Consider the following 15,958-nt stretch of genomic DNA (forward strand, 5'->3'; position numbering starts at 1 on the left):
CCGTCCATCACCGGCATCTGCACATCCATCAGAACCAGGTCGAACCCGCCGTCCAAGACGGCCTCCACCGCCTGCGCCCCGTCGGAGACGGCGGTGACACGCCACCCCCTCTTTTGGAGCAGGGTGATGGCCAGCCTGCGGTTGATGTCGTTGTCCTCGACGATGAGGATATGGCCGTCCGCCTTTCCATTCACCGGAAAAGCGACTTCCGGGACGGGAGAAAAACGCGGGAATCTGCCGGCGGCGAGCGCTTCGACCAGGGCATCGTGCAGATCGGACTGGGAGACCGGCTTGATCAGGTAGGAGCCGATGCCGAGCTTGCGACAGCGGGCGGCGTGACCGCTGATGTCGTCGGAGGTAAGCATCATGACGGTCAGCCCCGCCAGGGCCGGGTTCTCCTTGACCCTTTCCGCCACCGTGAAGCCGTCGACGTCGGGCATGCGGGCATCCAGCAGAAGCAGCTGGAACGGCTTCCCGCCGGCGGCGGCCTCCTCCAGCATCTCGACCCCCCTGGCGCCTCCGTCGGCAAGAGCCGGCTCCATCTCCCAGCTGCTGAGGAACTCTCCGAGAATGAAGCGATTGGTCGGATTGTCGTCGATGACCAGGGTCTTGAGCCCTTTAAGTTCGACGGCCGGCAGGGGGCACCAGCTCCCGCTGGCGACCGGGAAGACGGTCGAAAAAGTGAAGGTGGTCCCTCGCCCGCAATGGCTGTCGACGTCGATGGCGCCGCCCATACCTTCCACCAGCCGCCGGGAGATGGCAAGGCCCAGGCCGGTGCCGCCGAAGCGGCGGGTGGTCGAGGAATCGGCCTGCGTAAAGCTCTCGAAGAGACGCGCCACCTCCTTCTCGGAGATGCCGATGCCCGTATCCTGCACGGCGAAGAAAAGGCGACAGGCCGGCTTACCCTCCTTTTCGAAGAACTCCGGGCGCAGACGGATGAAGACCTCTCCCTTCTCGGTGAACTTGATGGCGTTGCCAACCAGATTGACCAGGACCTGGCGCAGCCGGGTGGGATCGCCGACGACGATCTCCGGCGCCTCGGGGGGGATGAAGCAGGCGAGCTCGAGCCCCTTCTGATGTGCCCGGAAGGCCAGCGCCTGGATCGTCTTGTCGACCGTCTCCCGCAGGTTGAACTCGATCTGCTCGAAATCGAGCATTCCGGCCTCGATCTTGGAGAAGTCAAGGATGTCGTTGATGACGTTCAGCAGCGACTCGGAGGCGCCCTTGACCATCGTGAGGTATTCGCGCTGCTCGCGATCGAGATCGGTCCCCAGGGCGAGGTCGGTCATGCCGATGACGGCGTTCATCGGCGTTCGGATCTCGTGGCTCATGTTGGCCAGGAAATCGCTCTTGGCGCGGCTGGCCGCCTCGGCGGCCTCCTTTGACTCGACCAGAGCCGCCTGCGCCCCCAGACGAGCGTTCTCGTAGTCCAGATAGTTGCGATAGCCGAGAGCGAGGCCGGCGGCGCCGAGGAGCCAGATAATGCCGTGGGTCCAGGCCAGGTTCATCAGGTTCCGGTGCGAGGAGGCGAGGAAAGGAGCGAGGGGAATCGAGACGCTGATCCCTCCGCGGATGTCTCCAATCTGGTAGCCCTGGGATTCATGGCAGCCGAGACAGTCCGTTTCGACAACCAGAGGCCGCAGGTAGCGCAGCAGCGGCTGGCCGCCGACCACGGCCGGCTCCACCGCTTCGGCGAGCCCCACGGCTGCCTCCTGCAGCGCCCACCGCTCCCAGTCGTCGGGGCGGTTGGCGGGATTGATCGGCTTGAGGCTGGTCATTCTGGCCCGGACATCCAGCTGGTTCTCCTGGATTTCAAAAACCTGGCGGGTCATATAGGCGGGATTGATTTTAGTCAGGTGCGTGCCGTCGGTAGCCGTCAGATCCCGGTCGGCGATCATCTGCCCCAGGTAGAGGTTGGGTTCAACTTTCTCCCGGTCGACGTAGACTCCTCCGTAGGCGGCGTTCCACCGGCGATAGAGGATATCCTTGTCAACCAGGGCACGAACTTGGAATAATGCCTGCTGATGAACCCTTTCCCTTTCGGCGTGGGCGTTCCAGCCGTAGGAGATGCCGATGGTCAGGGTCCAAAGGGCAAGCAGGCCCCACAGATAGCGGCTGGTCCTCAATTTTTCCCATATACCGGCTGCGGATTTTGCATCCTGGTCCACCATCGATGGTTTCCTCCTGAGCGGCGGGGGGGTGTCCCATGGGGACCGCCGCCTGCGAAAAGCAAATTTTTTCGACACCTGGAAGGTCGGCTTCGAAAAGTGCTGGGCCAGAATTACCTCAAGTTGCCAGGCCTGTCAATGATTCCCCCCGGAGTGCCCGAAGGCAGGGCTGATGCAATGGCCGGAAGGGACTGGCTATACAATGAACCGCTGCTATACTATCCCCTATCCCCAATAAAGGGACTGTTCTTCTCGATTGTTAACCCAGGCCGAAGAGAGGTGAGCCATGAGGCACGATGAATTCGAAGGGATCTGCAACTCGGTCAGCTCAGGGGAAGAGAAGCGGCTGAAACATATCGTCACCCACCAGGTCGGCAAGATCGTGTCCGTCAACCGCGAGGACGAATTCTTCGAAGTGGATGTGGACGGCAGGCGCAAGACCTGGTCCAAGGACAACGTCAAGGTTCTTCAGTAGTTTCCAGGGTCCGTAGAGCAATGCAGGGGGACAGGCTCTGGTATGGCCGACCCCCTGCTTCCCTCCTGTTCAGCCCGGTGACGTCTCTCCAAAACCGATGCGAGAAGCTTTTTTTTCTTGCACGGATCGCAAATTTCATCTCAAATGCCCTCAGGCGTTCCATCCCCCCGCCATTTTCCGGCCATCCCCTGAGATGCAGGCACCTGAAAAGACGGCGGCCTTTTCATATTCGGTAACTTTAATCTGCCGGGACGGAAAGAACACCCGGCCTGCACGCCAGGCTCGACGCGCTTATGACTTCCTTAATTCCCATCCTGCTTGAGATCGCCCTTCCCGTCCTGCTGATGCTGAGTGCGGAGCGGTTCGCCGTCACCCGGTTTCTGCGGACTCCCAGCCAGATCGCCTGGGTGCGGCGTCACCCCTGGCTTCATCCCAATTCCATAAGCCGGGCCAGGTATCCCATGGGCTTCGTCTCCGTGCTCCTGTTGTACCTGGGCTTTCCGCGGACCAGTTTTCTGTTTTTCACTTTCTGGATGATCACCGACATAACAGACGGCGACATCGCCCGCAAATGCGACCTGTACACGGAAGAGGGGGAGACCATCGACCCCCTGTCGGACAAGCTCATGTACATCCCGATGCTGGCCTATCTCGCATGGATCGGCTGGCTCGACCCCCTTCTGTTCGGGCTGTTTCTGGCCTTCGACGTCATCGGCCAGGCCTCCCGGTCCTTCATCAAGATCAAGGCGGCGAACCTGTTCGGCAAGGCCAAGACCTTCCTGGTGGTGGTGCTCCTGATCGTGGTCGGCCTGACCTGGATCTACGGTCCTCTCCCCCTGCTGGGCCGCGCCATCCAGCCGCTCCTCGGCATGTGCGTCTTTCTTTCCTTCTGTTCCACCGCCTTCAAGCTCATCCCCAACTACTGGTATGCCAACATCCTCAGCCTGATGAACCTGGTATGCGGCCTTGCCGGCTGCTGGGTGGTGCTCACCGGCCGGCCGACGGTCTATGCGCTGGGGCTGGTCTTTCTGGGTCAGTTTCTGGATCTTTTCGACGGGCGGGCTGCGGAACGCTGGGGCTCCACCCCCAAGGGGGAGGTCTTCGACGATGTGGCCGACGGGACCAGCTTCGGGCTGACTACCGGGCTGGTGGTCGCCGCTTCCTTCGTGCACTTATGGGCGGGTGTGGTTGTCGCCGGGGTGTATGTGGCGGCGGTGGTCTACCGCCTGGTGCGCTTCGTGATCGAAAAACGAAAGGCGGGAATCGCCGGAGGCGTGTTTACCTTCTCGGGGATGCCCTCCCCGGCCGGGGCCCTGCTGGCCGGCACCAGCGTCCTGTTGATCCCCGGCGATATGATCCGCGGGGCGATCGTGATCGTCACCTCGCTGCTGATGGTCTCCCGGGTTCCCTACCCTCATTTCGGCCGCGTCATCCTGCCGAGGATCCCGAAGGTGGTGAAGGTTCTGGCGCTGGGCAGCTTCCTCTTCCTTCTCGCCCTGGGCGTCCGCCGGGACCAGTACGCCGTCCCCCTGCTCATCACCTTCACCGCTGGTCTGGTCTACCTGGCCTCACCGCTGTTCTGGAAATCTCCGGAAAAATCTTAAGTGGAACAAGCGCTATACTCCGGAGACGCTCGCCCGGATGACGCAAAGGCAGTCCTGCGGTCTTGCCCTGAATTGCCTCTTTTCAGACCGATTTAATTTTACCGATCCGGCTATTGACAGGCTCGCCTGTCCTGTGTTTCGGTAACGGATCTTCCATTTCCAATCTCGATCACACAGGGAGCCTGCATGTCGCCTCGAGAATTCGCCTATTCCGTCCCCTGGAACCTGATGCTGATCACCGCCGGCACCCTGATCTATTCGGTGGCGCTGAAGGGGATCGCCGAACCGCACGGTTTTATCCCTGCCGGTCTGTTCGGTGTCTCCGTGCTCATTCACACCCTGACCGACACCCTGGGGGCCGGCCTCTGGTATCTGGTGCTGAACATCCCGATGTTCGCTCTGAGCTGGATACTGATCAGCCGGCGTTTCCTCCTCTACAGCCTCTACGCCATGCTGGTGACCGCCGTTTCCTATACCCTTTTCGACGTCGATTTCGGCATCCGCGACCAGCTCTACGCCGCCGTCACCTGCGGGGCCCTGAGCGGTGCCGGGGCGGGGATCGTGCTGCGCTCGCTGGGGAGCAACGGCGGCCTCGACGTCCTCGGGGTCATACTCTGGCAGCGCTACAATATCGGCCTGGGAAAATTCTACTTTGCCTTCAATGCTGTCCTGTTCGCCTTGTGTTTCCTCATTCTCGACAACGACCTGGTGATCGCCTCGCTGATCCTGGTCTTCGTCTCCTCGGTGGCGGTCGATTACTGCCTCTCCATGTTCAGCCAGCGCAAGATGGCGCTGATCATCTCCCGAGAGGCCGACGGGATCGCCGATGAGGTCATGAGCAGCCTGCGGATCGGAGCCACTTTCCTCCTCGGGCGAGGCGCCTATAAAAAAGAAGAGAGGAAGGTGCTGATGACTGTGATCAACAACATTCAGCTCAAGCGCCTGGAAGAACTTGTCTTCACCCACGACCCGCATGCCTTGTTCATCGTGGAGAACACCTTCACCGTCATCGGTTCGACCTTCGCCAGGAGGAAGATCTACTGATCATCCGGCTCTACCGAACCGGTTGAGCAGCGCGGGCAGCAGAGTGAGATCCCACAGGAGCGCCAGCAGCATGGCTAGGCCGGTCAGCAGCCCGAACAGCACGCTGGGCACGAAGTCGGAGAAGGCCAGCAGGGAGAACCCCAGGGTAATGACGAGGGTAGTGTAGAGAATGGCATGGCCGACAGTGGCGTGGCTGCTCTCCACGGCCTTTTCGGAAGAGCCGTTCAGCTCTTCCAGGTAGCGGTGGATGTAGTGAATGGTGTCATCCACCGCTATCCCCATGGCGATGGCCGCGATGGTTATGGTCATCAGGTCCAGGGGAATCCCCATCCACCCCATCACCCCCAGCACCCCCAGGGTCGACAGGATGTTCGGGGCGATGCCGATGAGAGCCACCCTGACCGATCGGAAGACGGCCAGGAAGGTCAGCGTGAGCACAACGTAGACGATCCCCAGGGTGAGGATCTGCGAGCGGAACAGCCGCTGCAGGATGTCCTGGTAGAGGACGAACAGGCTGCTCAGGGTGTACCGGTCTTCCGGTATGCCGAGCTCTTTCAGATCGCCGCGGATCGCCTCCAGCAGCTCGGCCCGGTCAAGTCCCTCCGTGGCGTCCTTTATCCGGATGCTGAACCGCACCTGGGAGTGCTCGGGGGAGAAGAACGATCCCAGAAGCTCCTCCCGCACGGCATCCTCCATGAGCCTGTAAGCCGCGGTGAGTTCATATTCGGTAAGAGGCTTCCCCTCGTTGACCTCTTTGGCCAGTTCCGTGATGTTGACCACCGAGAGGGTTTTGCCCACCGCTTCGTGCTGCTTCAGGGCGTGCTGGATGCGCTGGAGAAGGTAGACGGTCTCGGCTGTCATGACCAGGTCCTTCTTACGCGCGGACACCGGAATGGTATAGACGATGTCGAGGGGGGTCGACCCGCCGAACTGCCGGTCGATAAAAGAGAGTTCCTGGTGGACCCGGGTTCTCTCCCTGAAGTAGTTGATGAAGCTGTTTTCCACATCGAGCAGAAGCAGACCGCCCGCGCCGGCGGCCAGAAACGCCGCACCGGCCGCAGCCACCAATGCGGGGCGACGCAGGGCCAGCCCGCTGAAAAATGCCAGAATACGGCGGGAAACACCCAGGGTCCCCGCCTTCTTCTCCCTGCCGAGGAGGGCCAGCACGGCGGGAAACAGGAGCAGACTGACCCCGATGGAGAAGAACATGGCGATGATCATCATCCAGCCGAAGGTGATGACGGGCTGGATGCCGCTGAAGAGCAGCGAAGCGAAGCCCACGGAGGTGGTGATGCCGGCGTAGAAGCAGGGGGCCGCCTTGCGCAGCAGCGTCTGCCTGACAAGCTCCGCCTGATCCCAGTCAGGGTGATCGGCGCCGTATTCCCGGTACTGGACGATCAGGTGGATGACGATGGCCAGGGTCAGGATCAGCTGCAGCACGATGAAGTTGGAGGATATGACCGTGGTCTTGAACCCGAGCAGGCCGAAGAGTCCCATGGTGGCGATCACGCTGCAGGCGCAGCAGATCACCGGGATGACCACCCACCGCAACCTCCGGAAGAGCAGAAGGAGGAGCAGACAGATCACGGCCGCAATGGCCCCGCCGAAGACGATCAGATCGTTTCGGATGATCCGGATCAGCTGCTGGCCCAGAACATGAACCCCGCCCAGGTAGATTTCCGCGTTTTCCTCGTACCCGGCGAGGATGCCGCGGATGGTCTCGATCTCATCGGCCCGGATCCGGCCGAGTTCCCTCTCGATCGGATCGGCCCGCTCCTTGAGTCCCTCCAGCTGCCGCTCCTCGTCTTCGGAGAGTCCCTCCCGCAACGATTTCACCTGCAGGTCGACGATGCGGTCCTCGATCTCCTCCAGCTCCGGGTCGCTCCTGAACAGGACCTGGAGAGCGGTGGCCGTCTGGTCGCCGTTGACCAGCAGGTCCTCGTACAGGGGGTGCCCGCCGAATGCCTTTCGGAGCTCGGCAGTGCTGTAGCCCCGATGCTCCATGGTCAACTCGGAAGGCTCCTCCAGCGAGGAGAGACCCCCTTCGGCCAGGGTAAACAGGGGGACATCGAGAATGGAGCGTACCGATTCCACCCGCTCGATCCCGCGGAGCTTTTCTCTCAACTCCCGGATGTCCCGGAACGCCTGCGGGGAAAAAAGGGGGCGGTCCTTCGGCCGGTAGGCGACGAGCAGAAACTCCTGGGGGGAGAACCGCCGGTTCACGACCCGGGAGAGGACGTAGTTGGGATCGTCCCTCATCAGCAGGGTGTCCGCCGAGGCGTCAATCTCGAAATGCCTGGCCTGCCATCCCAGGGCTCCTGTGCATAGAAGAAAGACGATCAGCACGGTCTTTGGATGGTCGACGATCGCTCCGAGGAGGGAGCGAACCGGCCTATCGGTAATCGGCATCCCTCTGAACTCCCTGCAGATAGAGATTTCGGAAGAAGGTGTAGGGATCTTCGGCCTTGCGTCGAAGAGTCTCGTACCGCTCCGCCTCGGGAGCGTATTCCTGGAAGAAGTCGACCCCCTGGATGACGCTCCGTTCGGGGTTCTCGGTCAGATAGACGACCGGGTTCAGGAAGTGATCGACCACCAGGGAGGCGCCTTTGCGCAGGTCGGAAGGGCCGAAGATCGGCAGAACCAGATAGAGGCCGTACCCCGCGCCGTATCCGGAAAGGGTCTCTTCGAAATCGGTTTCCTCCCTCTCCAGCCCCCACCATTTCCGAGCCGGGTCAAAAAGGCCAAGCACTCCCAAGGTCGTGTTGATGCCGAAGCGCAGCAGATTCCTTCCCATCGGCTTCGGTTTGAGCTGCAGCAGGTGGTTCACGGCATAGATCGGCGTCTTCAGATTGTAGAAGAAGTTGCCCACGCTCCGGTGCACCGGATCGGGGACGACCCGCACGTACCCCTTCCCCAGCGGGATCAGCAGGTAACGATAGGTCACGTCGTTGAAGGCGAATATCGCCCGGTTCACGTGCAGCAGGGGGTCCCGGTACTCGCGGTAGGCCACCACCGTCGGCTCGAGTCCGGGCTCCAGTCCCTCCGGGGGCGGGACCGGGGCGGCTTCCCGGCGGGAGGCGGGAAACGGGAGCCTCTCACCGTGCGCATCCTCTTTAAGGCCATCTTCGGCCCGAGGGCCGTTCACCGCGGCGCATCCGCTGGCGAGCAGGCAGGCCAGAAGTGGAATGAGCAAAAGCCCTTTGCATGAGATGTAGAACAATGAGGCGCGATCGTGCAGTCTCCCGCCATTCATCGTCGATGACCTTTCCCGCCCTTTCCGGGATGAGTATCGAGTATCGCTCCATATTGATATCGGCATATCAGCCAGTATACATCCCTTCGACGGAAGGCATCCGGGGCTACTCTCACCCGGTATCCGGACAGACATCCTTCATCTCCACCCGGATGGTCGCTCCTCCACCGGGCGTCTCCTCCGCCCAGGCTCTGCCTCCGTAAAGATGGGCGCTCTTCTGCACGATGGCGAGGCCGATCCCCGTGCCGACGGCGTTACCCTTCGTTGATCCCCGGTAAAAGGCTTCAAAGATGCGCTGCCTCTCCTTGTCCGGAATTCCCGGACCGTGATCGCTGACATGAAAAACCACGGCGTCTTCGCGGCGCTCTCCCCCGACCTCGATGGGCCCGCCCTCCGGACCGGCATATCGGAGGGCGTTTCCGATGAGGTTATCGAAAATCCGGGAGAGGACGGTCCTGGGCACGCGCAGATGGGGCAGCTCGGCTATCGTCACGGAGATGCCGGCAGCAGCGAGGCGGCTCGCCAGATTGTCGACCACTTCCTGCACCACCGCCCGGGCATTGACAGGCCGATCGGGCATTTCCAGTTTTCCGACGCTGGCCAGGGCGAGGAGGTCCTCCATCACCTCGAGCATCCTGTTGCCGGAATCGCCGATGCTGGAAAGACAGCTGAGCGCCTGTTCGTCCAGTTTCCCACGGTAGCCGGTCTCCAGGAAGTCAGCGAATCCGATGATGGGGGTGAGATGGGATCGCAGATCATGGGAGACGGTATAAACGAAGGCTTCCATCTCCCGATGGGCTACGCGCAGTTCCTTTTCCATGCGCCTTCTCTCGATGGCGCCGGCGAATCCCTCCCCCACCATCCGGAGCAGAAAGGGGACGCTTTTCGGCCAGCACTGTTCGGTTCGAACCGAATCGAACCCGACGAAGCCGACCATCCGGCCCTTGTAAAGCATGGGAACGGTGATGAGCGACTTAATCCCTTCACGCCGCCATTCTTCCTTCTCCGCCTGCGCTTCCGGACCGAGTCGGTCGACTGAGGGGCAGTAGAAAGCCTCTCCTCCGCTGATCTGATTCATGTACCAGGGCAGGCTTTCGGTGGGAAGTCCCTGGAGCCTCGAAATATGAGGTTCAATGGAAGGGGCGCACCATTCGTTGGTGTTGTCCATCCTCGTGCCGTCTTCGGAAAACTGAAAGACGTAGCTTCGGTCCACTCCGATGAATTTGCCGATTTCTCCCAAGGCCCGGTCGATGGCCCCGTCTACTTCTTCAGGGGCAAGATTCACGAATCGCATGACGATGGAGGAGACCAGCTCTTCGATTTCGGCCCGATATGCCAGCGCCTCTTCGGCCCTTTTGCGGTCGGTCACGTCGTTGAAGACGACGAAATGCCGCTCCTCGATGGAGGAGAACCGGCACTCCACCGTGAGGGGGGCGCCGTCCCTGTCAAAGACCTTCAATTCTCCGCAATCGTGGGCAGAAAACCCCGGATCGAACGACGGGCTTTTACCTTCCCGGGAGTCCGGGTGCGGACCGGCGGCGGAAGAAAGCTGCGACCACCAGGTCCCCAGGTCGGGAAGATCCCCGATGGTGTAGCCGAAAAGTTCGGTGAACTTCCTGTTGACGTAAAGAATGGTCAGATTCTGATCGGTGATCGCCATGGGTACCGGCGAGGCCTCGACGAATTGCCGGAACTCCCTCTCCGATTCCAGCGCCGCCTCCATCCGTTGGCGCTCCGAAAGATGCTCCGATATCTGTCGGGTTTTCGCGGCGACCTGACGGCGGAGGGTCCACGACCAGACGACGGCCGTCGCCAGCAGAAGCAGGGTCGGCCCGAGGATCCAGATGGCGTACCTGAGAAGTTCCCGGAAAACCGATTTTTTCTCATACAATCCGAACCAGCGCTCATAGATGGCTTCGTAACGACCGGTCGACTTGAGGATACGCAGGCCTTCATCGAGTCGTGCCAGCAGTTCGGTATTCGCTTCGGTGACGGCGAAGCCGTACGATCCTCCTGAAAAATCGACACCGGTGATCTTGAGATTGTCCAGGCCATGATGGTGAATCAAATACAACCCGGCAAGCCGGGTGCAGAGGGCGGCGTCATGCTTCCCGGAGGCCAGCAGCCGCAGGGCTTCGATCTGATCGTCGACGAAGACGATGTGCGATGACAGGGGTGTCTCCCTGAGGAAATCATCCATGATGTCACCCCGCTGAACGAGGATTTCCTTCCCCTTCAGATCGTCGAAGGTGCGAATGGCTGAGTCCTTTCGGACGAAGATGGCGCTCGTATTGATCAGGTAGGGAGCGGAAAAATCGAGAAGCAGATCCCGCTCCTCCGAATAGCGCATTCCCGCCAGGGCGTCGATCCGTCCTTCTTCCAGGCGACTGCGCATCGTGCTCCAAGGTCCCAGGCGTATTTCGACCTTCAAGCCCATCACTTCAGCCACGGCCCGCAGAATGTCGATGTCGAATCCCGCGGGTTCGTCCTGATCGTCCAGATATTCAAAGGGGGCAAAACTGCTGTCGCCGCCGAACAGAATGGGCTCCTCCGGCTTTTCACGCGCCAGGGCAGGAATGGCGACGGTCAGCAACAGGCACAGCAGGACTGCGGGCCGGAAAAGAATGTCCCCGGGATTCTTGGGAAAGATCTCGGCCAAGGCCGATCCGGACTTCCATAAGCAGGCAGCGCGTCTCAGAGCAGATCCTCTCCTTCCTCCGGAACCCTGGCCGTGCGGGCCTGTTCGCGGATCTTTCCCTCCTCACTCTCCAGAGCCCCTTCGGCGGCGGTGGCCACGGGCTCTTCGGGCTCGGCCTCCAACTCGGCCCGTCGAATCTCCGCCGGAGGTGCCTCCTCCAGGGGAACCTCTTCCCGCGACAGGCGCACCGGAACCCCCCGGGGAAAGACAATCTCCCGCGCCTCGTCGGGCATGGAAATCCCCTGGTCCATGAATGAGCGCTTCACCCGGCGGATGAGGGAAGATCTGATCTTCGGCCCGTTGTACCGGATGCCGTCGAACCAGAAATAGACGCGAAGGTTCACCGTGGCAGCGCCCAGGGACTCGACCAGGACGAGGGGCTCGGGATCGGCAAGGACCGCCGGGTGGGAAGATACCGTGGCCAGAGCCGCGGTCTGGGCCTCTCCAATGGCGTCCTCGTAGCCGATCCCCACGGTGAAATCCATCCTGCGCCTGGGATTGGCGGTGTAATTGATGATGGTGCTCTTGTAGATGGTGGCGTTGGGGATCTGCACGTGGTTTCCATCGAAATCCATGAGAACGGTCCCCCGGGTGGTCACCTTCTGCACGACCCCCGTGCGTCCCTCGATCTCGATGAGATCCCCCGATTTGAAAGGGTTGCGGGTGCTGATGAGGATACTGGCCAGGAAATTCTCCAGAATGTCCCGAAAAGCGATACCGATCACCAGTCCGGCTATTCCCGTACCGCCCAGCACCGTCAGGGCCAGGCGGCTGAGGCCGGAAACCTTGAGGACGATATAGAGCCCGACGAGAAAGACCGGGATGGCGGCCGCTTTTGCTCCCACATCGCGCAGCAGCGGCTTCACCCCCCGGCGCCCGAGCAGCCGCCGGATGATCTCTGCGGTGAAAAGGGTCAGGAGCAGGAAAACGGCAAGGATGACCACCGCGAAGGCGAAGAGGGGAAAGGTCTTGATCGCCTCCTGCCAGAGATCCCGCAACTCCTCGAGGGCGGGTGAAAAATCCCAGGGGGAGCGCTCCACCTTCAGGCGGTTCACCACGGCCGCCACGCCCTCGGTATTGGCAGCCAGCTGTCCGGCCCACTCCCGGTATTCCCGCCGCATGGCCCGTCCGTCGATAAATACCACCCCCTCCCGGGCAGCCACCGACGGCGCCTCGAACCACCCGGTCGATTCCAGGATCCCTTCCAGTCGCTCTGCGATGGCCGGATCAGAGGCGGCTTCCACTTCCACCCGTTCGGGGGGAGTCAGACCCGCAGCTGGAGCTTCCGCCTCCTGCTGTCCGGCGGAAATCCCTGACAGCGGCACCAGAAGCAGGATTGTCAGGAGAAAGACCATCCGCCTCCTCCAGTCCGCGGGAGCTTGGCCTCCCGGGTCCGACCCTGTCAGTTTGGAAAAAACGCCGTGGCGGAATACGTTCATCCTCTGTCTCTCCCCGTCACTCCAATATATCCGAAAATCAGTATTTCCAAAGTGATAGAGGTGGAAAAATGCCAGGAATTCATGTGAATAATTTTCGGGCGCAGAAATCAGGCCGGCTCTCGTCTGCTTGTTGAGCAATGTTTTGCGAGTAAACTGTAGGGCACCCACCCGCTGCCGTAACGATTTTTGATCCGGCAGGCGGGGCGAATGGAGGCAACCATGCCGCGAACAGGGGATATCTATCGGGTCGGGATCTCCGGTTCCTATGGCGGGCTGAATCTGGGAGACGAGGCCATCCTGCAGGGGATCGTGACGCAGTTGCGCTCCTCCCTGCCGGTCGAAATCACCGTCTTCTCCCGCGACGCGGAGGACACCCTGGAGCGGCATCCGGTCGATCGCGCCCTGCCGGTGCGGAAGATGTCCCGCAACGAGGTGCTGCCGGAGATCCGGCGCCTCGACCTGCTGGTGCTGGGCGGCGGAGGGATTCTGTTCGACTCAGAGGCCGCCATCTATCTGCGCGAGGTCCTGCTCGCCCATGAACACGGCGTTCCGGTGATGGTGTACGCCATCGGCGCCGGACCGCTCAACGATCCGCAGGCGCGGGAGGTTGTCCGCGACGGCCTGAACCGGGCGGCGGCAATCACTGTCCGTGATCGCGGCGCGCGCCATCTGCTGGAGGAGGTCGGCGTCGAACGGGAGATTCTGGTCACCGGCGATCCGGCCCTCCTTCTGCAGCCGGAAACTCTTCCCGACGGGACGCTCGAGCGGGAGGATCTGCTGGGAGAGCGGCGGCTGATCGGGATGTCGGTCCGGGAGCCGGGAAAGGCGGCTCCGGATCTCAGTGAAGACAGGTATCACGCCCTGCTCTCCAATGCGGCCGATTTCATGGTCGATCGCTTCGGGGCCGATATCGTGCTGGTGCCGATGGAGCGCCAGGTGCGGGATGTCCAGCACTCCCACGCCGTCGTAGCCGGCATGCTGCGGGCGTCCAGGGGCAGGGTCCTCAAGGGAAAGTACACCTCCGGCCAGATGCTCTCCCTGCTCGGGCGATTCGAATTCGCCGTCGGCATGCGGCTGCATTTTCTGATTTTCGCGGCCCTTGCCGGCGTCCCTTTCATCGCCCTGCCGTACGCCGCCAAGGTCCATGGATTTCCACAACCCCGCCGGCACCGGGACGGTCCTCAAGCGCCTGCCGCCGGGGGAGGCCTTCGATATTCCCTTGCGTGCCCTGCTGCCTCGCGAGGTGGACAATCTGGTCGTGGCCGGACGGTGCATCTCGGGCACCCACGAGGCGCTCTCGTCCTACCGGGTGATGCCGACGTCGATGGCCACGGGGCACGCCGCCGGCGTCTGCGCCGCCCTGGCCGCTCAGCGGCGGGTTTCGCCTGCACAGGTAGAAACCAGGGAGGTGCAGCGCGAGCTGCTGCGCCAGGGAGCCAACCTGCGCGGCATCGCCGTATAGCCCGCGGGTGGAAAGTCCCCGGCGCTATGCTAGATTGGAGGTAAGGACGCACTGCCTCCTGCGAGTCTGCCGGCAGGAGATGAATCGAGGGTGTCGTCTGTTAGCCTGCCGAGGGGGCGACATTCCGGCCGGCGCCTCGGGCTTCAGAACTGTCGGCCGTGAGGGAGTCGAAAAGCGATGAGCATCCAATATATCGGCGAAAAAATTTTTCTCGAGGAAATCGAAGCGACAGGGAAAGTGTGGGTTGCTCGGAGCATCCATAAAAGCGTCTATGCCCATGAACTTGACGAGACGGGATTTTCTCTGCCAGTCTGGTCCAAAAAGGAGAGGGTCGTCGATTTCCTGCAGAACGCGCGATTGGTCGGTCCAAAATATGAGCCTGCCGCCGTCCCCCTGGACGTTTTCACCCAGGCATGGCTTTCCGACAAGATGATGGCCATCTCCGAACTCCAGCTCAACCCCGACGGCAAATCACCGAGGGTGCTTTGCTACACGGCCGAGGAATTCCAATCCTCGCAGGACACCCATTAACCGAATCGGAATCAGTTTCATCCTCAGTCGAAAAGAAAAGGCGGCCAGTTGGTCGCCTTTTTTCTTTCAAGTCACCTCCTTCGGAAGGGAAATTCTCTCCTGGTGTAGTAAGATATAGGTGTGATTTTAATTGGAATAGTCTTAAAAAAGGACACCCCATGATCTCGAAAACTCTTCTCAAAAAACAGAATCTATCCCTTTTTTTTGTCTGTTTCGGGCTTATGGGAGGACTCTGGATATTTTCCATCTTCATCTTCTCTGAACAATTTCCCGATGCTGCCGTTCTCCGGCGCTGGGAGCTGATCCCCTGTCTCGGCTTTCTGCTGCTGGCGGCCCAACTCATTTTTTTTCAGATCCGGCACACGAAAAGAACTCTGGAGAATTCGCGCGCGGCGCTGCAGCGGGTCCGACTCGCCCTCAAGGCCCGCAGCGAGTGCAGCCAGGTACTGGTCCGGGCGACGGACGAGACGGAGCTTATGGGGGAGATCTGCAGGATCATCGTCGACTCCGAAGGATATCGCCTGGCCTGGGTCGGTTTCGCCCTCAGCGATGCCGAGAAGACGGTGTGTCCGGTCGCCCAGTGGGGATATGAGAACGGCTACCTGGAAACCCTGAAAGTCTCGTGGGGGGACAACGAGCATGGCAGGGGGCCGACCGGCACCGCCATCCGGACCGGAAAGCCATGCGTCGCCCAGCACATCCTCACCGATCCGAAGTGGGTCCCCTGGAGGAATCGGGCGCTGCGTTACGGATACGCTTCCTCGATTTCACTCCCCCTGTTCGATCACGGTCAGGTCTTCGGCGCCCTGGTTATCTTTGCCGGGGAGCCGGACGCCTTCGACAACCAGGAGGTCGACCTGCTCAAGGGACTCGCCGACGATCTCTCCTACGGCATCGCCACCCTTCGTCTGCGCAAGGAACAGGAGCGCGGGAAGAAGGAACGGATGCTCCTGGCCGCTATCATCGAACAGGAGTCTGACGGGGTGCTGACCTTCGATACGGAGGGACGGATCCAATATGTGAATCCGGCCTTCGAAACGGTCGGCGGCTACCGACGGGACGAACTGGTCGGCAGAAATATCCGGGAGATCGAGAGCGACGATCCGAACCGCAAGCTCTTTCGCCTGATGGTCGAATCCCAGGTCCATTCGCAGGCTCGCAGCGGGCGTTTCGTCAATCACCGCAAGGACGACACGACAGAGGTTGTGGTCGGCAGAAATATCCGGGAGATCGAGAGCGACGATCCGAACCGCAAGCTCTTTCGCCTGATGGTCGAATCCCAGG

General features: G+C 61.3%; 10 protein-coding genes and 2 pseudogenes. 7 read left to right on the top strand and 5 right to left on the bottom strand.

Features of this window, described 5'->3' with window-relative positions; all coding sequences use genetic code 11:
• The coding region (locus DTF_RS25040) for a response regulator (RefSeq protein WP_193352675.1) at positions 1–2,171 on the bottom strand (2,171 nt) is incomplete at its 3' end.
• A gap of 283 nt (positions 2,172–2,454) precedes the next feature.
• On the opposite strand from DTF_RS25040, the gene DTF_RS0101925 reads away from it, so the two are divergent.
• The 3 genes from DTF_RS0101925 to DTF_RS0101940 all read left to right on the top strand — a co-directional run bounded on the left by DTF_RS0101925 (position 2,455) and on the right by DTF_RS0101940 (position 5,291).
• Positions 2,455–2,643, top strand: a complete 189-nt coding sequence (locus tag DTF_RS0101925; RefSeq protein WP_027713953.1) for a hypothetical protein — start codon at positions 2,455–2,457, stop codon at positions 2,641–2,643.
• Between the two features lie 293 nt (positions 2,644–2,936).
• Positions 2,937–4,247: a CDP-alcohol phosphatidyltransferase family protein gene (locus DTF_RS0101935; RefSeq protein ID WP_027713954.1), complete on the top strand. Its 1,311-nt coding sequence runs from the start codon at positions 2,937–2,939 to the stop codon at positions 4,245–4,247.
• 186 nt (positions 4,248–4,433) lie between these two features.
• Complete coding sequence (locus DTF_RS0101940; protein ID WP_027713955.1) at positions 4,434–5,291, top strand: YitT family protein; 858 nt, start codon at positions 4,434–4,436, stop codon at positions 5,289–5,291.
• On the opposite strand, the gene DTF_RS0101945 is transcribed toward DTF_RS0101940, so the two are convergent.
• The 4 genes from DTF_RS0101945 to DTF_RS21415 form a co-directional block, all read right to left on the bottom strand.
• Positions 5,292–7,700 (bottom strand): RND family transporter, encoded by a 2,409-nt coding sequence (locus DTF_RS0101945; protein ID WP_051360702.1) that lies wholly within the window; start codon positions 7,698–7,700, stop codon positions 5,292–5,294.
• The gene (locus DTF_RS21405) at positions 7,684–8,484 is read right to left on the bottom strand and encodes a VacJ family lipoprotein (RefSeq protein WP_226989119.1); all 801 of its coding nucleotides are present in this window, start codon (positions 8,482–8,484) and stop codon (positions 7,684–7,686) included. Before DTF_RS21405 ends, DTF_RS0101945 begins: the two co-directional genes overlap by 17 nt.
• A 172-nt stretch (positions 8,485–8,656) precedes the next feature.
• Positions 8,657–11,203, bottom strand: a complete 2,547-nt coding sequence (locus DTF_RS25045; RefSeq protein WP_051360707.1) for a transporter substrate-binding domain-containing protein — start codon at positions 11,201–11,203, stop codon at positions 8,657–8,659.
• A gap of 35 nt (positions 11,204–11,238) precedes the next feature.
• Complete coding sequence (locus DTF_RS21415; protein WP_051360709.1) at positions 11,239–12,597, bottom strand: mechanosensitive ion channel family protein; 1,359 nt, start codon at positions 12,595–12,597, stop codon at positions 11,239–11,241.
• A gap of 303 nt (positions 12,598–12,900) precedes the next feature.
• On the opposite strand from DTF_RS21415, the pseudogene DTF_RS21420 reads away from it, so the two are divergent.
• From DTF_RS21420 to DTF_RS21425, 4 genes and pseudogenes are all read left to right on the top strand, one after another.
• Positions 12,901–13,800 (top strand): annotated as a pseudogene (locus DTF_RS21420) (polysaccharide pyruvyl transferase family protein); the annotation flags it as partial.
• Between the two features lie 25 nt (positions 13,801–13,825).
• Positions 13,826–14,143 (top strand): annotated as a pseudogene (locus tag DTF_RS27715) (FAD-dependent oxidoreductase); the annotation flags it as partial.
• Between the two features lie 177 nt (positions 14,144–14,320).
• Entirely contained in the window at positions 14,321–14,674 is a 354-nt protein-coding gene (locus tag DTF_RS0101970) for a DUF2750 domain-containing protein (protein ID WP_027713957.1), read from the top strand.
• A gap of 158 nt (positions 14,675–14,832) precedes the next feature.
• Positions 14,833–15,958, top strand: a 1,126-nt coding sequence (locus DTF_RS21425) for a GAF domain-containing protein (RefSeq protein ID WP_193352676.1), incomplete at its 3' end; no start/stop codon positions are given.

It is taken from the genome of Desulfuromonas sp. TF, assembly GCF_000472285.1.
Classification (GTDB): Bacteria; Desulfobacterota; Desulfuromonadia; order Desulfuromonadales; family ATBO01; genus ATBO01.

Bases quoted from the DNA above. Each gene is read 5' to 3' on its own strand.
- DTF_RS0101940 (WP_027713955.1), top strand. From the start codon at position 4,434: ATGTCGCCTCGAGAATTCGCCTATTCCGTCCCCTGGAACCTGATGCTG.
- DTF_RS0101945 (WP_051360702.1), bottom strand. From the start codon at position 7,700: ATGCCGATTACCGATAGGCCGGTTCGCTCCCTCCTCGGAGCGATCGTC.
- DTF_RS0101935 (WP_027713954.1), top strand. From the start codon at position 2,937: ATGACTTCCTTAATTCCCATCCTGCTTGAGATCGCCCTTCCCGTCCTG.
- DTF_RS0101925 (WP_027713953.1), top strand. From the start codon at position 2,455: ATGAGGCACGATGAATTCGAAGGGATCTGCAACTCGGTCAGCTCAGGG.
- DTF_RS0101970 (WP_027713957.1), top strand. From the start codon at position 14,321: ATGAGCATCCAATATATCGGCGAAAAAATTTTTCTCGAGGAAATCGAA.
- DTF_RS21415 (WP_051360709.1), bottom strand. From the start codon at position 12,597: ATGGTCTTTCTCCTGACAATCCTGCTTCTGGTGCCGCTGTCAGGGATT.